General features: G+C 73.5%; 18 protein-coding genes. 8 read left to right on the top strand and 10 right to left on the bottom strand.

All coding sequences use genetic code 11. The features are described from left to right. Positions 1–45: 45 nt before the first annotated feature. The 5 genes from OG937_14235 to OG937_14215 form a co-directional block, all read right to left on the bottom strand. Entirely contained in the window at positions 46–630 is a 585-nt protein-coding gene (locus OG937_14235; GenBank protein WUD72776.1) for a DUF4255 domain-containing protein, read from the bottom strand. Between the two features lie 202 nt (positions 631–832). After that, positions 833–1,468: a hypothetical protein gene (locus tag OG937_14230; protein WUD72775.1), complete on the bottom strand. Its 636-nt coding sequence runs from the start codon at positions 1,466–1,468 to the stop codon at positions 833–835. Between the two features lie 186 nt (positions 1,469–1,654). After that, positions 1,655–4,531, bottom strand: coding sequence for a tetratricopeptide repeat protein (locus OG937_14225; GenBank protein WUD72774.1), 2,877 nt, complete (start codon positions 4,529–4,531; stop codon positions 1,655–1,657). Positions 4,532–4,611: 80 nt separating this feature from the next. Then, positions 4,612–5,460 carry a GNAT family N-acetyltransferase gene (locus OG937_14220; protein WUD72773.1) on the bottom strand — a complete coding sequence of 283 codons (849 nt, stop codon included), beginning with the start codon at positions 5,458–5,460 and terminating at the stop codon, positions 4,612–4,614. A 206-nt stretch (positions 5,461–5,666) separates the two neighbouring features. Further along, complete coding sequence (locus OG937_14215; protein WUD72772.1) at positions 5,667–6,047, bottom strand: antibiotic biosynthesis monooxygenase; 381 nt, start codon at positions 6,045–6,047, stop codon at positions 5,667–5,669. 413 nt (positions 6,048–6,460) lie between these two features. Between OG937_14215 and OG937_14210 the strand changes: the two genes are divergently transcribed. Then, positions 6,461–7,564, top strand: a complete 1,104-nt coding sequence (locus OG937_14210; GenBank protein WUD72771.1) for a ricin-type beta-trefoil lectin domain protein — start codon at positions 6,461–6,463, stop codon at positions 7,562–7,564. A gap of 95 nt (positions 7,565–7,659) precedes the next feature. Here the strand turns inward: OG937_14210 and OG937_14205 are convergent, their stop codons facing one another. Together OG937_14205 and OG937_14200 are read right to left on the bottom strand one after the other, a co-directional pair. Beyond that, the gene (locus tag OG937_14205) at positions 7,660–9,126 is read right to left on the bottom strand and encodes an MFS transporter (GenBank protein ID WUD72770.1); all 1,467 of its coding nucleotides are present in this window, start codon (positions 9,124–9,126) and stop codon (positions 7,660–7,662) included. A 90-nt stretch (positions 9,127–9,216) separates the two neighbouring features. Then, positions 9,217–9,621 (bottom strand): VOC family protein, encoded by a 405-nt coding sequence (locus OG937_14200; protein ID WUD72769.1) that lies wholly within the window; start codon positions 9,619–9,621, stop codon positions 9,217–9,219. 84 nt (positions 9,622–9,705) lie between these two features. On the opposite strand from OG937_14200, the gene OG937_14195 reads away from it, so the two are divergent. Next, positions 9,706–10,314 carry a YdbC family protein gene (locus tag OG937_14195; protein ID WUD72768.1) on the top strand — a complete coding sequence of 203 codons (609 nt, stop codon included), beginning with the start codon at positions 9,706–9,708 and terminating at the stop codon, positions 10,312–10,314. A 40-nt stretch (positions 10,315–10,354) separates the two neighbouring features. Here OG937_14195 and OG937_14190 read toward each other — a convergent pair whose 3' ends face one another. Next, on the bottom strand, positions 10,355–11,146 hold the full coding sequence (locus OG937_14190; GenBank protein WUD72767.1) for a VOC family protein: 792 nt from the start codon (positions 11,144–11,146) through the stop codon (positions 10,355–10,357). A 210-nt stretch (positions 11,147–11,356) separates the two neighbouring features. On the opposite strand from OG937_14190, the gene OG937_14185 reads away from it, so the two are divergent. From OG937_14185 to OG937_14175, 3 genes are all read left to right on the top strand, one after another. Further along, entirely contained in the window at positions 11,357–12,022 is a 666-nt protein-coding gene (locus OG937_14185; protein ID WUD72766.1) for a histidine phosphatase family protein, read from the top strand. A gap of 55 nt (positions 12,023–12,077) precedes the next feature. After that, on the top strand, positions 12,078–12,980 hold the full coding sequence (locus tag OG937_14180; protein WUD72765.1) for an ADP-ribosylglycohydrolase family protein: 903 nt from the start codon (positions 12,078–12,080) through the stop codon (positions 12,978–12,980). 216 nt (positions 12,981–13,196) lie between these two features. Continuing rightward, on the top strand, positions 13,197–14,846 hold the full coding sequence (locus OG937_14175) for a DUF4173 domain-containing protein (protein WUD72764.1): 1,650 nt from the start codon (positions 13,197–13,199) through the stop codon (positions 14,844–14,846). A gap of 59 nt (positions 14,847–14,905) precedes the next feature. On the opposite strand, the gene OG937_14170 is transcribed toward OG937_14175, so the two are convergent. Further along, positions 14,906–16,453, bottom strand: a complete 1,548-nt coding sequence (locus OG937_14170) for an MFS transporter (GenBank protein WUD72763.1) — start codon at positions 16,451–16,453, stop codon at positions 14,906–14,908. A gap of 110 nt (positions 16,454–16,563) precedes the next feature. Between OG937_14170 and OG937_14165 the strand changes: the two genes are divergently transcribed. The 3 genes from OG937_14165 (at position 16,564) to OG937_14155 (ending at position 18,645) form a co-directional block, all read left to right on the top strand. Continuing rightward, on the top strand, positions 16,564–17,157 hold the full coding sequence (locus tag OG937_14165) for a TetR/AcrR family transcriptional regulator (protein ID WUD72762.1): 594 nt from the start codon (positions 16,564–16,566) through the stop codon (positions 17,155–17,157). A gap of 94 nt (positions 17,158–17,251) precedes the next feature. After that, entirely contained in the window at positions 17,252–17,947 is a 696-nt protein-coding gene (locus OG937_14160; protein ID WUD72761.1) for a ribonuclease HII, read from the top strand. 59 nt (positions 17,948–18,006) lie between these two features. Further along, positions 18,007–18,645, top strand: a complete 639-nt coding sequence (locus OG937_14155; GenBank protein WUD72760.1) for a hypothetical protein — start codon at positions 18,007–18,009, stop codon at positions 18,643–18,645. Here the strand turns inward: OG937_14155 and OG937_14150 are convergent, their stop codons facing one another. After that, on the bottom strand, positions 18,646–19,242 hold the full coding sequence (locus OG937_14150) for a hypothetical protein (protein WUD72759.1): 597 nt from the start codon (positions 19,240–19,242) through the stop codon (positions 18,646–18,648). Positions 19,243–19,297 lie beyond the last annotated feature (55 nt).

Raw genomic sequence — 19,297 nt, 5'->3', positions numbered from 1 at the left:
CGGCGTCCCGCGTCGCCGGGCCGGGGCACCTGGAGTCCCCGCCTTTCACGGCCGCCGGGGGAAGTCGTGCACCATCGCCACCCTCGGCTCCAGGACCTGCCGCGGCACCGTGTGGTCCGTGTGGACCGCCACCGGCATGGTCACCACGACCTCCAGCGAGGGCTTGAGCTCCCCGCCGAGGGCGGACCGGGTGTCCGCGCCGGATCGGGGCTCGTCCTGCCGGGTCCCGATCACGAGGGGAACGGTCAGGCCGAGGTCCGCCAGGGCTCCTTCGAGGTACCCGGCCGGCAGTGACTCGTGGGGGAGCAGGCAGGACAGGACCGCGGAGAGGAGCCGGTGCTCGTCCTCGGCGCGGTCGGCCCACGCCGTGAGCAGGTACGACAGCCGGAACCAGCGGGGCGGTCGCCGATGCGCGGTGAACGTGCCGGCGGGATCGCGCAGTGCCGCCGTACCGTGCTCCCGAGCGGCCGTCTCCTCCCGCACGTCGTAGAGGTGCGCGTTCACGGTGGGAGCCTCGCGCCGGGTCGCCCAGGCGCGGGTGGGAGCGTCGAAGACGATGTCCGCGGCCCCGCCCGGCAGCGCCCGCGCGGACAGCAGGCGCCGCAGTGCCTCGTCAACCTCGTGGATCACCGGTGGGCTCCCGGGGTGCCGGCGCGTGCGCCCTGCGTGAGGTGGGGCCCTGGCCGCCGGGTGATCGCCTCGGCCGCCCTCCCTGCCCTTCCTGCCTTACCTGTTGTGCCTGTCGCGTGTGCCGCCATCGTCGTCACCGTCCTGTCCCACGCGTTCCGGGCGCCGGGCCGGTGGGGGTCCGGCCCGGCGCCCGACCGGGCCGTCAGTCCTTTCTGTCCTTGGCCTTCGTGCCGTCGGGGGCGACGGCGAACCAGGTGCCGCCGACGCCCTCGCCCTTGGTGTCCCCGGCCGCCGTGTCCTTGGAGAACTTGTAGACCGGCCAGCCCCCGATGGTCAGCTGATGCGTGCCGTCGGGCCTGGTGACCGCGGAGATCGTGGTGCTGTCCAGCCCCTTGAAGGTGATCTCGTCGTTGACGAGGACGGGCGGCCAGGTGACCGCGCAGGCGTCGACGCAGGTCGCCTTCGAGGGATGGGCGGAGTCCGGGTCGAAGCGGTAGAGCGTCCTGCCCTCACCGTCCACCACGGTGCTGCCGAGACCGTCGTTGTGGCCGAGCTGCACGGTGGCGGGCCAGTAGCCCCCGGACGGGTTGGTCGACCCGGACCCCTGACCGCCGGAGGCGCCGTTACCGGTACCGCCGTTCCCGGTACCGCCGTTCCCGGTACCGCCGTTCCCGGTACCGCCGTTCGCGGCGCCGCCGGATCCGGCGTCCTGCGAGGCGGCGGCGGGCGCGGCGGGAGCCTGGGACGCGGATCCGCCGTCGGGGTCACCGCATCCGGCGAGCAGCAGGACACCTCCGAGCGCGGCGGCCATGCCGAGCGATGCGTAGGAACGCGACATTGCTTCTTCCCTTGCTGTGTTCGTACGAGCAGGTGCACACGGCACGCGGGGGCGCACCGCCCCCACGGGGCGATGCCGTGCCACCGACAGGCAACCGCGCGGGCATCCACGTTCCATGGACGTCTCGTTGACGACCCGTTCACGGGCGACCCGGCGCGGCTCCGGGGGGCGGCCGGGAGGCAGGACCTAACCGCCCCCGTCCAGCTCCTTGATCCTGGTCCGGATGTCGTCGCCCCGCCCGTGGCCCATCGCGTCGAAGACGTCCAGGGCGTCGCACCAGGCGTCCCGCGCGTCCGCCGGCCGGCCCATGCTCAGGTAGGTGTCGCCGAGCCGGCCGAGGGTGTCGGCACTGCCGTACAGGACGCCGATCGCGCGGTAGCGGGCGAGGGCCTCCCGGTAGGCGGACACGGCCTGCTCGTGCCGGCCCAGTTGATGATGGGCGTAGCCGATGCTGTCGTGGGTGTCCGCCGAGCCGCACACGTCACCGACCGCGTCGTGCAGGGGCACGGCCTCCCGGCAGTGGACCAGGGCCTGGTCGTACTGTCCGAGCAGGGCGTGGTACCAGCCGACCGCGTTGAGCGAGCGTGCCGTCGTCACGGCGTCGCCGCTCGCCCGGCTCAACTCCAGTGCCTGTGAGGCGTAATCCAGCGCGCCGCGTACGTCGCCCAGGCGCTCGGCCAGCCATCCGGCCTGGCGGTAGGCGTTCCCGGCGGTGGCGGCGTCCCCGGTCCTGACGAACAGCTCCACCGAGCGGGCCATGTGCCCACGGGCCTCCTCCATGCGACCGAGCGTCGCCGTCGCCCGGGCGAGCCCCAGGAGGGTGTGCGCCTCGGCGAGCAGGTCGCCCAGGCGGCGCGTCGCGCCCAGGGCCGCCCGGTGGGTCACCTCTATCTCGTGCCATCCGAACCGGCGGTCCAGGTAGGGCCTGACGGCCCAGGCGAGTCGCCACGCGTGCGTGTCGAAGGACCGGTCGGAGGCCAGGCCGACGCAGGCGACCAGCGCGGCGTGCTCGGCGTCGAACCATCGTCGTGCCGCTTCGCCGCCGCCCCCGCGGGCGAACTCCTCGACGTACGCGCCCGGCGCCGCCGGGGGTATGCCGATGTCGTCCCGGCCGGAGGTGAAGAGCCGCCTCGCGTGGCCGGCGCTGTGCAGGTAGTGGTCCAGCAGCCTGCGGCGTCCCGCGTCCTGCTCGTCCTCCGTCTCCGTCGAGTCGAGCAGTTCGGAGGCGTACGCGCCCAACAGGTCGTGCGAGGCGAACCGGCCGGGGCAGCGCTCGTCCACGAGATGGGCCTGGAGCAGTTCGTCCAGCAACCGGCGCGTGTGCGCCATGGAGAACCCGCCGAGGCTCGCCGCGGCACCCGGCCCGATGTCGGGGCCCGGATGGAGCGCGAGCATCCGGAACAGCCGTGCGGCATCGGTGCCGAGCGCCCGGTAGGAGCAGGCGAAGGCGGCGCGGACGTCGGCCGCGGCGTCGCCGCTGCGGAAGGCGTCGAGGTCACCGGCGCTGTCGTGCAGTTCCGCCGCGATGACCGACAGCGGCATGGCCGGGCGGGTCACCGCGCGGCCGGCGGTGATCGCCAGCGCCAGCGGCAGCCGGCAGCACATCGCGACGATGTCCGCGACCGCCTCGGGCTCGGCCGCCGTCCTGGTACCTCCGAGACGACGCGTCAGGAGGCTGTGTCCCTCCGACGCCGACAGCACGTCCAGGGGGATCGGCCGGGCACCGTCGACGGCCACCAGGCCGGCCATCTGGTCGCGGCTGGTCACGATCACCAGGCATCCGGGCGCCCCCGGCAGCAGGGGCCGGACCTGGGCGGCGTCGCGCGCGTTGTCCAGGAGCAGCAGCACGCGCTTCCCGGCGAGCCAGGTCCGGTGCAGGGCCGCCAGCGCGTCGACGTCCTGCGGCTCGCTCCCGACGCTGGCGCCCAGGGCGTCCAGCACCGTGCGCAGGGCCTGTTCCGGGCCGAGCGGAGGACCCGCGTGGTCGAAGCCCCGCAGATTGAGGAAGATCTGCCCGTCGGGGAAGCCGTCGGCGACCTGCCGGGCCCAGTGGACGGCGAATGCCGTCTTCCCGACACCCGCCATGCCGGTGACGACGCTCACCGCCGCCCCGCTCTCCGCCGGCAGGCCCGTCGCGACGGACAGTTCGGCCTCCCGGCCGACGAACGGCGCCGGGCCCGCAGGCAATTGGGCGGGCGTCGCCGCCGCGGGGGGCACCTGCCCGCGGGCGGTGTCCACCTGCTCCGTACGGGCCTGCTCCGTACAGGTCCGGTCCGTACGGGCCTGGGCCACCGGGGCGACGAGGTCGCCGTCCGCACGCAGCACGCGCTGGAACATCCGCTGGAGGCCCGGGCCGGGGTCGACGCCGAGCTCCTCCGCCAGCAGTTCCTGTCCCTCGCGGTAGGTGGCCAGGGCCGCAGCCTGCCGTCCCGACCGGTAGAGGGCGAGCATCAGCATCTCCCGGAACCGCTCGTCGAGCGGGTGCTCGCTCACGAGCCCGGTCAGCTTGCCGACCGCCTGCACGTGCGAACCGAGGTCGATCTCGGCCCTCATGAGCATCGCCTCGCCGGACAGCCGTTGTTCACCGAGCCTGTGCCGCTGGGAGTCCGCGTACGCGCCGCGGACTCCCGACAGGGCGGATCCCTGCCACAGCGCCAGGGCCGCACGTGCGTGCCCGGCCGCCTCCTTCGGGCTCCCCGCGTCGAGGGCGCGCTCCGTCCGGTTGAGCAGCTCCTGGAAGATCCCGAGGTCGAGTCCGTCCGGTGGCATACGGAGCTGGTAACCGCGCCCCACGGACTGGATCGTGGAGGACGCGCCCTCCCCGGCGGGGTCCAGTGCCCTGCGCAGCCGGTGCACGTAGGTGCGCAACGTGCCCAGCGCGGAAGCGGGCGTCCGCGTACCCCACACCGCGTCGATCAGTTCGCCGGCCGACACCTGGGCACCGTCGGCCAGCAGGAGCGCGGCCAGCACCGCCCGCTGCTGGGGCGGTCCCAGGTCGACCTCGTCCGCACCCCGCCATGCCCTGACCGGGCCCAGGACGGCATAACGCAACTGGTCCTTCAATGGTCTTCCTTCTGGGCATCCCTGATGCCACGCCGTGTGTGGCGGGCCGCCCGCGCCGTGACCGGCCCGCGGGAACCGCCTTACGCGCCGGTCGGTCGCCAGATCCAGCTCGGCCGCCGATAGGCGATCCCGAAGCCGTACCGCAGCATGTTCCGGTAGGAGGGGTTCGGGTCTTCCGGGGTCGAGGGCCCGGTCTCCACGACGAGCCACTCGCAGCCCGCCTCCCGGGCCGCCAGGGCGCGGGCGTGGATGAGGGCCCCCTGCGCCCCGAGGTCGCGCGCCTGCGGCAGGGTCCCTCCCGCGAAGAGGGAGGCCACCCGGCCGTGGATCCGGACGTTGCCTCCCGCGACGATGTTCCCCTCGCCGTCCCACACACCGAAGGGACGCCATGAGGGATGCCCCGTCGTGGCGACGGCGGCGGGCGGGAAGCACCGTCCGCCGATCCCCATCGCGGTGGCGACCGTACGCGCCCACTCCGCGGCGTGCCGCGGTCGTACGACCTCCACGGACAGGCCGTCACCCAGGCGGAGGGAGCGGCCGGCGGCGATGACGTCCTCCACCGGAGCCGCGAACTTGACCACTCCCGCGCTGCCCTGCAGCGCGAACTTCTCGGCGATCCGGTCCCAGTCCGCGGGCAGCACGGAGGGCGCGAACTGGAGAACGGCCAGGCCGGGCCGGTGAGCCGCGTAGAAGTCGAGCACGTCGGCGACGAGGCCCGCGGTGACCGGTGTCCCGAAGCCGAACCCGAGCGCCCTGCTCCAGAAGCTGTCGGGGTCGTCACCGACCGACAGGCAGACGCCTCCGTGGAGCCGTGCCGCCGCCATGGCCAGGTCGACGCGGTCCTGTCCGGACACCAGACCCTCGAACTCGAACATCTCCTCCGCCTCCGCCGACTCCAGGAGGGGAAGGATGTCGCTCGGAATCTTCATGGAACCCCCGTGATGCGCCGCTCACCCCCGTGCCGCCCCCGCGCCCGCCCGGACCGCCCCGCGATGCGCGGGGCCGCCCGGGGTTTCCGCGACCTGGGCGAAGTCTTCCGGCCCCAGTTTTCCCGGCCGTCACGGCGATTAATAGAACGGACGTGCCAAATTTGTTTCCCCGTGGGCCGCTTGGCGCGGGGAGCTTTCCGGCCGCCTCACACGACGGTGGTGACGACCGCGTGACGGTCCCTCAGGAGCGGGATGACGCGCTCCAGGGCGAGGCCGCGGAAGTGGGGGCTGTCGCGGTGGGCCTGGAGGGCCGCCCGGTCCTCGTAGCGCTCGACCAGCACGATGTCCCCGTCGTCGGTCCCATCCGGGTGGAAGACCTGGTAGCCCAGGCAGCCCGGTTCGTCCCGGGAGGCCCGTACCAGTGCCGTGAGCGTGGCGAGGACGGTGTCGCGGCTGCCGGGCCCGGGGCTCCACCGGGCGATCACGACGACCTGGCCCGGCTGGGCGTCGGTCAGTGGCCACGTTGCCTCGGGGGTGTCGTTCATCGGCTCGGTGCTCCCGTCGTCCGCGGCGTGGATGGCACACACACCGGCCACCCAGGGGCATGGTGGCACCCGTCCACGGGGAGGTCGGTGCCCTGAGGGGCGTGTCCCCTCCCCTTCGCCCGGAGGCCGGACACCGTGGAATCGCCCCGGATCTCCGAGGCGGAGCCGGACGGCGGTTTCGCCGATGAGCCGGCCATCGATCCAGGGTGACGCCAGGACGGCACGCGGGTTCTATGGGGCGACGGTGTGCCCGGGGATAGTGGGAGCGGTGGCCGCCGGCCGATGCGTCTGCGGGCCGTCCCTGCCCTGTCTCGCCCGGGGTGCGGATGGGGCTGTCCGCCCGGGCCGCATGCCGGGGCCGGGGCGAGCCCCGGCGGGGAGCGGCCGGCCGCGACGTCCGTCTCCGGACCGCGCGGTGGTGAAGTTCCCTCGCCCCCTGACGCTGGAAGGATCCGATGGCAGCCTCTCCTGACGAGCCGACGGCTGCGGACGACGAGGCGGGGGCCGTGCGCCGCCCCGGCCCCGCACCGCTGCCCCGGCGGACGCGGAGGACGAACGCGATCGCCGAGGCCGACGCCACCAGGAGCCGGAACCCCCCTGACTGGTCCACGCACAGGACCGTGACGATGCGCGCCGGCCAGGCCGCCGCCCTTCCGGTCGAACCCGAGGACACGTCCGGGGGGTCGCCCTCCGGCTACGCGGACGGATTCGCGGCCGGGCTCGCCTTCGCCTCGTACCCCGAGGCGACCGCGGCCGAGGACGATCCGACGCCCGGGGCCGAACCGCACGGGGACGCCGGCCGGGAGGGGACCGCGCTTGTGGCCTCCCCCGGCCGCAGGCCCCGCCGGCTGCTGCTGCTGGGTGCCTGTCTGGTGGCCGGCCTGCTGGTGTGCGTTCCCTTCCTGGTACGGGGTTCGGACTCCGGCGAGGGCGGTTCGACGGCCGCCCCCCGCCCCGGCTCGGCGCCGGGCATCGGGTCCTCCCCGGCCGGCACCGTCCCGGCGAGCCCGCTCGACGTGACACGTCCGTCCCCGGGACGGACTCCGGGGCGGCCGTCCGCGGGCGTTGCCGCGAGCGACGCCCCGCCGTCCCCTCGGGATCCCGAGGTGGGCGAGGCCGCCCCCGGAGCGGAGAGCGGCGAGGTTCCCGCCTCCGGGGGACCCTCCTCCTCCGAGGTGGTTCCCGGTGTGGCGATACGGAGTCACGCTTCCCGAAGGTGCATCGACGCGGGCTCCGCGGAGGGCGTGCCGCTGAGGCTCCGGGACTGCACGGTCGGCGCCGGACAGTCGTGGCGGATCGTGCCGGAGGACAGGAGCATCCGGATCGCGGCCACGTGCATGGACGTCGCGGGCGGATCCACGGCCGACGGTGCGGCCGTCCGGCTGGTCGACTGCAACGGCGCCGCATCCCAGAGGTTCCGGCTCAACCCCGCCCACGACCTGGTCAACCTCCAGGCCCACAAGTGCGTGGAGGCCACGGACGCGCACGGAGGCGACGGCACGACGCTGCGGCTGTGGACCTGTACGGGCGCGGACAACCAGAAGTGGAGTGCCGGCTGATCCCCCGGCCCGTGGGTCACGCGGCAGGAGCAACGGCGACCGCCACCGTGGGCAGGACCGGCCGCGGGCGGCCCGTCCCCGTCGGCCGCCCGCCGTCAGGCCGGCGGAGGGACGTCCCGTTCGCGCCGCGGCCGCAGTATCACCAGCGCGAGCACGAAGGCCGCGGCGAGCAGGGCCGCGCCGGTGCCGAAGGCGAGGCGGAAGCCCGCGGTGAGGGCGGACGCGGCGTCGTGCCCGTCGGCGACGAGGGCGTGCGTCCGGGAGCCGGCGAGGGTGGACAGGACGGCGACGCCGAGGGCGCCGCCCACCTGCTGGGTGGTGTTGAACAGGCCCGAGGCGACCCCCGCGTCCTCGGGGCCCGCGCCGGACATGCCGAGCACCGTCAGCGCGGAGACGGCGAGGCCGAAGCCGGCCGCCAGCAGCATCGTCGGCAGCAGGTCGGCGGCGTAACCGGCGTGGACCGGCAGCCGGGTGAGCAGACCGAGTGCCACCACGAGAAGGGCGAGCCCGGTGAGCAGGACGCGGCGCTCGCCGAAGCGCGCGCTCAGCCGGGCGGAGAGCAGCAGCGAGACGGTGCCGATGGACAGCGCGGCGGGCAGCATGGCCAGCCCCGTGGCGGCGGCACCGTACCCCCGGACGTTCTGCAGGTAGAGCGCCATGAGGATCTGGAAGCCGAAGAGGGCGGAGATCATCAGCACTTGGACGAGGTTGGCTCCGGAGACCTCGCGTGAGCGGAACATGCGCAGCGGCAGCAGCGGGGACGCCGCCGTCGCCTGGCGGACCACGAAGGATCCCAGGAGCGCCGCGGCCAGGGCGGCGAGGCCGAGGGTGCGTGCGGAGGCCCAGCCGTGACCGCCGGTCTGGACGATCGTGTAGACGCCGGTCATCAGGCCCGTCGTGACCAGGAGTGCGCCGAGGGCGTCGGCGCCCCGGGCGGGGGGACGTGCCGGGTCGGGCTCCAGCACGCGCGCCGCCAACAGCGCGGCCGCCAGCCCGATGGGCAGGTTGATGAAGAAGATCCAGTGCCAGCCGGCGGCCTGGGTGAGCACACCGCCGAGCACCTGGCCGATCGACGCCCCGGCGGCGCCGACGAAGCTGAACGCGCCGATGGCCCGGCCGCGTTCACGGGGTTCGGGGAAGAGCGTGACGAGCAGGCCGAGGCTGACGGCTGAGGTCATCGCGCCGCCGATGCCCTGGAGGAAGCGGGCGCCGATGAGCACGGCCTGCCCGGTGGCGAGGCCGCACAGGAGCGAGGCCCCGGTGAAGACGGCCAGTCCGGCGATGAACATCCGCTTGCGCCCGAGGAGGTCGCCGAGCCGGCCGGACAGCAGGAGCAGCCCGCCGAAGGCGATCATGTAGCCGTTGACGGTCCAGGTCAGGTCGGCGGGGGAGAAGTGCAGGTCATGCTGGATGGCGGGCAGTGCCACGGTGACGATGCTGCCGTCCAGGATGATCATCAGCATCCCGGCGCACAGGACCGCGAGGGCCAGTCCGCGGGATCGGTGGTCGGGGGCGGCTCCCGTGGTCGCCGCCGCGGGCGAGAGCTGTGCGCGTAAGGGCATGGCGTCGTCTCCTGGTTGTCGAGGACCCAGGTAAGACGCTAGCAGATGGTTTTGTTGAAGACTATTTGTTTCGGGCCTTCTGAGGTCCGGTCAGTACGACTGGAGCTCCACGAGGCTGCCGTCCGGTGTGCGCAGATGCGCGGTCCGCAGCCCGGCGCCCCACTCGGGCCGGTCCCGGGGTTCGGTCACGACGCTCGCACCGTGCGCGGTCAGCTTCCCCGCGGCCGCCTCGACGTCGTCCACCCGCAGGACGAGCATGGCCGCGTCCTGTGCGGGGGCGTGCGCGGGCAGGGCCTCGGTGCCGATCGCACGGGCGAGCGCGGCACGGGAGAAGAGGGTGAGGGCGGCTTCGCCGCCCAGGTCCCAGTTGGCGTATCCGGCCTGCGGGATCACCTTGACGGGCTCTATGCCGAGCAGGTCGCGCAGGGCTGCGGTCCAGAAGCGGGCGGCGGTGTCGAAGTCCTCGACGAGGAGGCGCGGGTACAGGGCGTCCATGTCGTGATCGTATTCCTCTCCCGTTCAGGGGAGTTGGTCCCTTGATGGGGCGGAAGGGCCGCCGGCGGGCCATAGGATGGCGCGGTGCTGGTGAAGTGGATTCGCTGCGGAATCGTCGATCGCGCCGGATTCGAGCGCGGGCAGCGGAAATGGGCCAACGGGCTCACGGGGGAGCCGGGGTTCCGGGGGCAGGGCGGCGGCTGGAGCCGCAGCCAGCCGGGCGTCGCGCACCTCTTCGCGTTCTGGGAGGACCGCGAGTACTACGACGCCTTCATGGCCGGCGCGCACGACCGCCTCGCGGCCGCCCAGGCCGGCACCTACGAGAGCCTCGGCGTCAAGCTCTTCGAGCACCGCCTGGACGTCAAGGTCGGCTTCCGCCCCCGCTTCGCCGACAGCGACCTGCTGCGGCTGGCGCACTGCAAGGTGCGGCCGGACCGTGTCGAGCACTTCGTGCTGATGCAGGAGAAGGTCTGGAACCCGGCCATGGCCGGATCCCCGGGGATGCTGCGGGGGGTCTTCGCGCAGGGACCCGAGTCCGACTTCCTGGTGCTGTCCATGTGGGACTCGGCGTCCGAGCACGCCAAGTACCGGGACGGCTCCATCCTGCGACTGTCCGAACGTGCCGATCTCGACGCCGACGTGCTCACCGTCGCCGGTGACGTCGTCGACCTGGAACAGGCCTGGTCGATATGACGGCACGGCGACCGGGGGCCGCCCCCGGGAGCCGCCGCGGTCAGCCCTTCCCGCCCTGCGCGGGGCGGGTGATCACCGAGAAGTACGCGCCGTGCGGATCGTCGAGCACGGCGACCCGCCCGACGTGCTCGAGGTCGAACGGCGGCACGGAGACGCTGCCCCCGAGCTCGGTGGCCCGCGCGGCGGCCGCGTCGGTGTCGGCGACGGAGAAGTAGTGCATCCAGTGCTGGGGTATCTCCTGCGGCCAGGCGTCGTTCATGAGCAGGATGCCGCCGAACTTCCGGTCCGTTCCCTCCACTTCGAGCTCGGTGTACGAGCTGTCCCCGGCGAACGGGTGGGTCTCGCCCGTCCAGCCGAAGACGTTGCGGTAGAAGGCGCGGGAGCCGTCCACGTCCCGGGTGTTGAGCTCGATCCAGCACAGCGCTCCCGGCTCGTCGAGCAGGCCCGCGCCGCTGAACCGGCCCGGCTGCCACGCGGCGAACTCCGCCCCGTGCGGGTCCGTGAACTGCGCGAAGCTGCCCTGGTCGAAGACCGCCATCGGCGGTACGCACACCGAGCCGCCCGCCGCCTCGACCGCCTTGGCCGTGTCGGTCACGTCGCTCGTGGCCATGTAGGTGATCCACCGCGGCCGGTCGCCCTCGGCCATCACGGGCCCGACGGCCGCCACGTGCTCGCCGCGCAGGCTGAAGAAGGTGTATCCCCCGGCCTCCGGGGGGCCCGCCTGGGAGTCCCAGCCGAACAGGCCGCCGTAGAACGCACGGGAGGCCTCGATGTCGGGACTGCTCAGATCGGTCCAGCAGGGTGTGCCGGGAACGAACGACGTGGTCTTCATGGCGGCCTCCAACCGTGGCGCGCGAACGCGCCCCCCTCTTCATGCTGAGTCTGAGGTACGCCACTGACAATCGGGGGCGGGACGCCCGGCCTGTGGACGGAGCCGGCGACCGTCGGCCGGGGCCCGTGGCAGGCCTGCGGCGGGGTCCGCCCACGGCCTCCGCCGGGGACCGCCGCGACCTTGCTCGCGCGTACGAATTACAGTGAGGCCATGGCCCGACCGCGTCGCATAGTGCTCATCAGGCACGGAGAGTCCCAGGGCAATGCCGACGACACGATCTACGAGCGGGTGCCCGACCACGCGCTGACCCTCACCACGAGAGGGGAGGAGCAGGCCAGCGCGGCGGGCCGGGAGCTTCGGGAGCTGTTCGGCGAGGAGCGGGTGCAGGCCTTCGTCTCGCCATATCGCCGGACGCATCAGACCTTCCACCTGCTCGGTCTCGAGCCGTGCCGTACCCGCGCCAAGGAGGAGCCCCGGCTGCGCGAGCAGGACTGGGGGAACTACCAGGACGCCGAGGACGTGCAGCGGCAGCGCAAGGCCAGGGACGCCTACGGTCACTTCTTCTACCGCTTCGCCCAGGGCGAGTCCGGGGCGGACGTCTACGACCGCGTCGGGTCCTTCCTGGAGACGCTCTACCGCGCCTTCGACAAGCCCGAGTTCCCGCCGAACGTCCTGCTCGTCACGCACGGGCTCACCATGCGGCTGTTCTGCATGCGGTGGTTCCACTGGACCGTCGACGAGTTCGAGTGCCTGTCGAACCCCGACAACGGCGAGACGCGGATGCTGCTGGCCGAGCCCGACGGCCGGTACCGGCTCGACCGGCCCTTCGCCCGCTGGCGGACCACCGACTCCGGCCTGGCGCGATATCACGGGTGAGATTGCGCACAGGACGATTGACCCGGGTGGCACCGGATGTCAGAGTTCTCCCGCCATGACCGCTGACCCCCATGACCTCCCACGCCGCCGCGCGCTGTCCAGCCTGCGCGGTCTCGCCCTGGGCGACGCCCTCGGCTCCCAGTTCTTCGTGCCGGCGCACTACCCGGCACTGCAGGGCCGCACGCTGCCGCCGGGAACCTGGCAGTGGACGGACGACACCGAGATGGCGTGCTCGGTCGTCGCGGTCCTGGACTCGCACGGCGCCGTCGACCAGGACACCCTGGCCGCCTCCTTCGCGGCACACCACGACTTCGACCGCGGCTACGGCCCCGGCGTGAACCGGATGCTGCGGCTGATCCGGCAGGAAGGCGCCGACTGGCGCACGCTCGCGGCCGAGATGTTCAACGGCCAGGGTTCCTGGGGCAACGGCGCCGCCATGCGCGTGGCGCCCCTGGGCGCCTGGTACGCGGGCGAGCCGGAGAAGGCCGCCGAGCAGGCCGAGCTGTCGGCGTACACCACCCACCAGCACCGCGAGGCCGTCGTCGGCGCGATGGCCGTCGCGGCCGCCGCCTCGCTCGCCGCGGACCCGGCCGGCCCCGGCGACCCCGCGGACCTGATCACCCGCGTCGTGGCGCTGCTGCCGCGCAGCGCCGTGCACGCCGGGCTGCGCCGCGCCGTCGACATGCTCGACTACGACGACGTGGCCACCGTCGCGGCCGTGCTCGGCAACGGCCGCCGCACCAGTGCGCACGACACCGTCCCCTTCGCCCTGTGGTCCGCCGCGCGGGGCCTGGGCGACTACGAGGGCGCCTTCTGGACCACCGCCCGCGCGGGCGGCGACGTGGACACCACCTGCGCCATCGTCGGCGGGATCATCGCCGCCGGCGCCGGTGGCGAGCCCCCGCGGGAGTGGCAGGAGCGGTGCGAGCCCCTGCCGGAATGGCTGCCCGCCGGCTGAGCCGCGCCCGCCGGCCCCGCCCCCGGCCTCCCAACCCTCTGCATTGTCACGGCCCTGTCACAGACTGCGCCTCGGGCCCGTACCGCGTTTGCGCAGCTCGTCGGCGCGCCTAGCCTGTCGGCCACGCCGTCCGGCCGATCTTCGCCGGACGCGCAGTCGAGCACCGGTCCCGCGCGCAGCCCCCGGGCGCCGTGCGACCGGCGGGGAGGGGTTCTCATGTCCGACACACCGTCCGACGCCGCGCCGACGGCGCAGGCGCCCGCGCAGGCACATCCGCAGGCACCGCTGCGGAAGCACGGTCCACCCGTCCATCCGGCGCCGCCGTACCCGCGTCCCTGGACGCCCCCGCCACCGCCCCCGCCGCCCGCGTGGGTGATCGCGAGCCGCTCGCGGACCCCACGCGCCGCACGGCCCGCCGTGCTGTGGACGGCGCTGCTCACCGGTGTGCTGGCCGCGGTTCTGCTGCGCGGCGGCCTGGGGATCAACCTGTTGCTGGTCAGCGTGCCCGCCGCGGCCGCGGCCGCGGTCGCCGCCCTCGACCATGGACGCCGGCTGCGGCCCTGGTCGGCCCTCTGGGCGGTCGCAGGCCTGACGCTGCTGCTCATTCCGGCACTGCGGGACGCCTGGTGGCCGTCGTTCCTGGCCGTCGTCGCCGCCGCCTTCCTGGGCTCGCTGGCCCTGCACGGCGGCCGCCGCTGGCCGGGCGTCCTGCTCGGCGGCGTCGGGCTGTGGTCCGCTCCGGCGTCCGCGATCGGCTGGGCGCTGCGCGGGCTGCGCGAGCGGTCCGCCCGTGACCGCAGCCGGCTGCTGCCGATGCTGAAGACCGTCGGCGTGACCGTCGTGCTCCTCGTCGTCTTCGGCGCGCTCTTCGCGGGGGCCGACGCGGCGTTCGCCGACCTGCTGGGCGACCTCATGCCCGATGTGACCGTCACCGACGCCCCCCTGCGCGTCCTGCTCCTCCTCGTCGGGACGCTGTTCGCCCTCTGCGCGGCGTGGACCGCCGCGGCGCCGCGCCGCTGGGACCGGATCGAGGTGAAACCGGGACGCGCGCGCCGGCGCGCAGAGTGGGCACTGCCGTTGGTCGTCCTCGCCGCGCTGTTCGCGGCCTTCAACGCCGTCCAGCTGGCGGTGCTGTTCGGCGGCTACGAGAAGGTGCTCGCCAAGACCGGCCTGACCTACGCGCAGTACGCCCGGCAGGGCTTCTGGCAGTTGCTCGTCGTCACCCTGCTCACCGTGGTGGTCATCGCCCTCGCCCAGCGCTGGGCGCCGCGCGGCACCGACCGCGACCGCCTGCTCGTGCGCTCCGTCCTCGGCACGATCTGCGTGCTGACCCTGGTCGTGGTCGCCTCCGCGCTGCGTCGCATGGACCTGTACGTCGACGCGTACGGGCTGACCCGGCTGCGGATCTCGGTGGCGGGTGTGGAGCTGTGGCTCGGGCTGCTGATCGTCCTGGTCATGGCGGCCGGGGTGTTCGGCGCGCGCTGGCTGCCGCGCGCCGTGGCGGTGAGCGCCGCGGCGTCCGTCCTCGCCTTCGGGCTGGTGTCGCCCGACGCACTCATCGCCGACCAGCAGGTGAGCCGCTACGAGAGCACCGGCAAGATCGACCTGGAGTACCTGCGGCACCTCTCCGCGGACGCCGTCCCGGAGCTGGACCAGCTGCCGGAGCCACAGCGCTCCTGCGCCCTGGAGAAGATCGTCGAGCACCTCTACGAGGACGGCACCGAGGCCTGGTTCACCACCAGTCTGGGTGAGGTCCGGGCGCGGTCGCTGCTCGACGGGCACCCGCCGCAGACCGGCGGCCGGCCGTGCGACGAGGCGGGGCTGCCGGGCCTCTACGACGAGTGGGGCGATCCGGTCTTCCCGTGAGGTGGAACGCCGTGTGCCGCCGCCCCGGCCTCCCCTCGGGCCGGGCGGCGGCGCCGGCGTCAGGCCGCGGGCACGCCCGCGCTGCCGCTGAGCGCCTCCAGGTCGCTCTTGCGGACCCGGATCACGAACAACGCCGTGACCAGGGCGAGCACGACGAGCCCCACGGCCGCGTAGAACGCGGTCGAGATGCCGTGCGCGAGGACCTCGTGGCCCCACGGCGGCGGCAGTTCGTGCGTCCGCTGGAAGGCGGTCTGCTGCTCCCGGGTGGCGTGCGCCAGGAAGTCCGGGACGAGACCGGTGGCCTTGTCGCGGCTCGCGGTGCCGAACACCGTCACCAGGATGGACAGCCCGAGCGAACCGCCCACCTGCTGCATCGCGTTGAGGAGCCCGGAGGCGGCCCCCGCCTCGTGCTGGGCGACACCGGAGACGGCCGTCAGGGTCAGCGTGACGAAGTTCAGGCCCATGCCGAAGCCGAAGAGCAGCATGGGACCGAGCACGCCGCCCACGTAGCTGCTGCCGGGGTCGATCAGGGTCAGCCACGCCATCCCGGAACCGGTCAGCGCCGAGCCGGCCACGAGGAACGGCTTCGGCCCGAGCACCGGCAGGAAGCGGGTGGACAGCCCTGCCCCGGTCACGATCGCCGCGGTGACCGGGAGGAAGGCGAAGCCCGCCGCGATGGGGCTGTAGCCGAGCACGTTCTGCACGAAGATGACGATGAAGAAGAACATCCCGAACATGGCCGCGGCCAGGCTCAGCATCATCAGGTAGGTGCCCGAGCGGTTGCGGTCGGCGAACATCCGCAGCGGGGTGATCGGCTCCCGGGCCCGCCGCTCGATGACCACGAAGGCGCCGAGCAGCACGACGGCGGCCGCGAACGAGGACACGGTCAGGGTGTCCCGCCAGCCCGAGTGGGCGGCGCGGATGAAGCCGTAGACCAGCGAGGCCATGCCGAGCGTCGAGGTGACGGCTCCGGCGACGTCGAACCGCCCCGGGTGCCGCTGCGACTCGCTGATGAAGCGCGGTGCCAGGAAGGCGATCAGCAGGCCGATCGGCACGTTGACGAAGAAGACCCAGCGCCAGTCGAGCCAGTCGGTGAGCATGCCGCCGGCCAGCAGGCCCACGGCGCCGCCGCCCGCGGAGACCGCGGCGAACACGCCGAAGGCCCGGTTGCGCTCCGGGCCCTCGGGGAAGTTGGTGGTGATGAGGGCGAGCGAGGTCGGCGAGGCTATCGCACCGCCGACGCCCTGCAGGGAGCGCGCGGCGAGCAGCTGCCACGGCTCCTGGGCGAAGCCTCCGAGGAGGGAGGCGAGGGAGAACAGCAGGATGCCGAAGACGAACACCCTGCGCCGTCCGAGGATGTCGCCCGCGCGCCCGCCGAGCAGCAGCAGACCGCCGAAGGTGAGCGTGTAGGCGTTGAGCACCCAGGACAGATCGGTGGTGGAGAAGGAGAGCGCGTCCTGGATGTGCGGGAGCGCGATGTTCACAATGGTGGCGTCCAGCACGACCATGAGCTGGCAGGCCGCGATCACCGCGAGTGCGATGCCCGGCCTGCCGTCGCGTCGCGCGGCTCCGGGCTTTCGTGGTGAGGTGAGTTGCCCAGTCGTCACGAGGTCCCCCAGTCGGTGACTTAGTGAACGGTCGCGTTCACTGTGTACGACACTAGGGTGATGGTGGTAGTGAACGCAAGCGTTCACTAGAGAGTGAATGAGAAGGTGGCATGACCATGTCGCAGGGAGCGGGAACCCGCCGCCGCGGGCCCGTTCTGGAGCGGGCGATCCTCGGAGCCGCTCTGGACCAGCTCAGCACCGTGGGCTGGCGAGGGCTGACCATGGAGGGCGTCGCAGCCGGCGCCCAGACCGGCAAGGCGGCCGTCTACCGCCGCTGGCCGTCCAAGCAGGCCCTCGTCGCCGACGCCCTGCAGACGGCCTTCCCCGAGGTCCCCGACGTCCCGGACCTGGGCGGCCTGCGGGAGGACCTGGTCTTCCTCGTGCTGCGGATGCGCGAGGCGATGTACTCGCGCGGCGGGCTCGCCCTGCGCTCGGTGATCGACGAGTGCGACCAGGAAGCCGCCCACTGCTTCGTACGGCTGATCATGGAAGGGGTCGTCGAACCCACCAAGCACCGCATCCTGGACGTGGTCCGCCGCGGCATCGAGCGCGGTGAGGTGCGGCCCGACGCCACCGGTGACATCGTCGCCGACGTGGTGCCCGCGCTGATGATGTACCGGTCGAAGATCGGCGGCCGGGAGATCACCGAGGAGGACCTGATCGAGGTCGTCGACCAGGTGATGCTGCCCCTGCTGCGCCCCTGACGCGGTCGCCGGGCCGGCCCGCCCGCGACCTCCGGCCGTGCTCCCCGGCCTGCTCCCGGCCGGTCCAACACGGGAGCGTAGGCTAAGCCTTGCCATGGTCCACGAACCCCCCACCCACACCGTCGAGCGCTCGCTGCGCGCGACCCTCGGCGCCAAGGTCATCGCGGGCGTCGACGAGGTCGGACGGGGCGCCTGGGCCGGGCCCGTCACCGTGTGCGCGGCCGTCACCGGGCTGCGACGGCCCCCGGACGGCCTCACCGACTCCAAGCTGCTCACCGTCAAGCGCCGTACCGCGCTCGCCGGTGCGCTCACCGGATGGGTGAACTCCTTCGCGCTCGGCGACGCCTCCCCGGAGGAGATCGACGCACTGGGGATGACCGCCGCGCTGCGGCTCGCCGCCACGCGCGCCCTGGACGCCCTGCCCGTGCGTCCGGACGCGGTGATACTCGATGGCAAGCACGACTACCTCGGGGGTCCCTGGCGTGTGCGCACGGTCATCAAGGGCGACCGCTCGTGCGTGGCCGTGGCGGCCGCGTCCGTGATCGCCAAGGTGCGGCGGGACGCGATGATGGCGGAACTGGGCGTCGACTATGCTCCGTTCGGCTTCGAGGACAATGCCGGGTACCCTTCGCCGGTGCACCGGGCGGCACTGGAGGAGCTGGGGCCCACCCCCCTCCATCGGCTGTCCTGGGCATATCTCGATACGCTGCCGCGTTGGCAGCACTTGAAGAAGGTCCGGGAGACCGTGGAGGCGGGGGAGATGGGTGAGCAACTCGGGTTCGACTTCTGAGTCGAGTTGTGACCTACCCGCCGCTGCGTTGTTCCGGTGCATTTGATAGACATCAGCACATGCCTCTCACCCCCGAGGAGCCTCAGATTCACGAGAGTGTCCCGGGTCCCCGCGTAGCCCCGGCCGCCGGCCGGCCCGCGCCGACCCCCCGCCCCGTACCGGGCCCCGGCCCTCGCCCCGCGCCGCCGCGTGGCGCCCCGGCGGCCAACGCCCGGCCCGGCCGTCCCGGTCCGGCCCGCGGACCCGTCGTACCCCCGCAGCAGCGTTCGCCGCGGGACCCCGAGGTCGTGGCCTCCGTCTCCGCCGGCCCGTCGGCGCAGATCCAGCTCATCCCCGCCCCGGTGGACGGCGCCCTCGACGCCGCCGACGAGGCCGTCGACCTGCTGCTGGACAGCGGGCGCGCTCCGGGTGAGGTCCTGGTGCTCACCACCGGCGAGCAGCACCCCTGGGCCGCCCACGAGCTGAGCTTCGGCGAAACGTCCTACTGGGCCCAGCACGACGCCGGCGACGACGTGTTCTACGCCGCTCACGACGCCGACCGCGCCAAGGGCCGGCCCGTGGTGGTCGTGGCCGTCAACGGCGGCTCCGACGAGACCGTGGCACGTGTCCTGCCCTCCGCGATGGCACGGGCCGGAACCCTGCTGGTCGTCTGCGGCGACCCGCAGCGGATCAACGCGCTGCTCGGCGTCAACGCCTGATCAACGCGCCGCCGCGCGGCGCAGGGGCGGCGTCCCACTGGGACGCAGGCTCGCTGCGCCGCGGCTCGTGGCCGACCAGGAAGTGGCGTTCGGGGAACGTCCCGAACGGTCCTCGCCCTGCACCCGCCAGCCGTCGTCGGTCAGGGTGATGTACGAACCGGGGCGCAGCCCGTACAGCGAGCAGGCGTCGCGCAGTCCCCACATCCACGCACCGTCCACCTCGGTCCACCCCGCTCCGCCGTCGCGGCAGACGAGCAGGACCGCGGTGCGCACGGGCCTGCGCCGCCGCAGGTCGTCCGCGGTGATCCGGCGCAGGTGGACGAGGATCGCGTTGCGCCGTTCCCAGCCGTCGGTGACGCCGGGGCGCTGTGCGAAGGACGCGCTGGCCGTCAGCCGTTCGTCCGGGGAGTAGACCGCGACCACGGCGGTTCCCGGGGCCGGGAGGTGGCGTGTGTGGAGGTCCGTGACCACTTCGCGCGGGTTGATCAGCAGGGGGATGCCCGCGGCCGTCCATTCGGCCGGCTCGAGGGTGCGATGGCGTCCGGCACGGCGGGAGGAATTCACGGAAGCGGTTTCCGGAGCGAAGCCGATGGCCACGGTCCTCCCTTCGGGTATGCGTCCGCGACCGGGCGTGCGCGGGCATGCCGGTCGT

Origin of the sequence: Streptomyces sp. NBC_00510 (genome assembly GCA_036013505.1) — a bacterium.
In the GTDB taxonomy this organism is placed as follows: Bacteria; Actinomycetota; Actinomycetes; order Streptomycetales; family Streptomycetaceae; genus Actinacidiphila.
Note: the sequence above shows the minus strand (reverse complement) of the source record. Positions and strands in the feature narration are given on the sequence as shown.

Coding starts and splice junctions, on each gene's coding strand:
- OG937_14230 (WUD72775.1), bottom strand. CDS start 1,468: ATGTCGCGTTCCTACGCATCGCTCGGCATGGCCGCCGCGCTCGGAGGT.
- OG937_14220 (WUD72773.1), bottom strand. CDS start 5,460: ATGAAGATTCCGAGCGACATCCTTCCCCTCCTGGAGTCGGCGGAGGCG.
- OG937_14210 (WUD72771.1), top strand. CDS start 6,461: ATGGCAGCCTCTCCTGACGAGCCGACGGCTGCGGACGACGAGGCGGGG.
- OG937_14205 (WUD72770.1), bottom strand. CDS start 9,126: ATGCCCTTACGCGCACAGCTCTCGCCCGCGGCGGCGACCACGGGAGCC.
- OG937_14200 (WUD72769.1), bottom strand. CDS start 9,621: ATGGACGCCCTGTACCCGCGCCTCCTCGTCGAGGACTTCGACACCGCC.
- OG937_14190 (WUD72767.1), bottom strand. CDS start 11,146: ATGAAGACCACGTCGTTCGTTCCCGGCACACCCTGCTGGACCGATCTG.
- OG937_14185 (WUD72766.1), top strand. CDS start 11,357: ATGGCCCGACCGCGTCGCATAGTGCTCATCAGGCACGGAGAGTCCCAG.
- OG937_14180 (WUD72765.1), top strand. CDS start 12,078: ATGACCGCTGACCCCCATGACCTCCCACGCCGCCGCGCGCTGTCCAGC.
- OG937_14175 (WUD72764.1), top strand. CDS start 13,197: ATGTCCGACACACCGTCCGACGCCGCGCCGACGGCGCAGGCGCCCGCG.
- OG937_14165 (WUD72762.1), top strand. CDS start 16,564: ATGACCATGTCGCAGGGAGCGGGAACCCGCCGCCGCGGGCCCGTTCTG.
- OG937_14160 (WUD72761.1), top strand. CDS start 17,252: ATGGTCCACGAACCCCCCACCCACACCGTCGAGCGCTCGCTGCGCGCG.
- OG937_14155 (WUD72760.1), top strand. CDS start 18,007: ATGCCTCTCACCCCCGAGGAGCCTCAGATTCACGAGAGTGTCCCGGGT.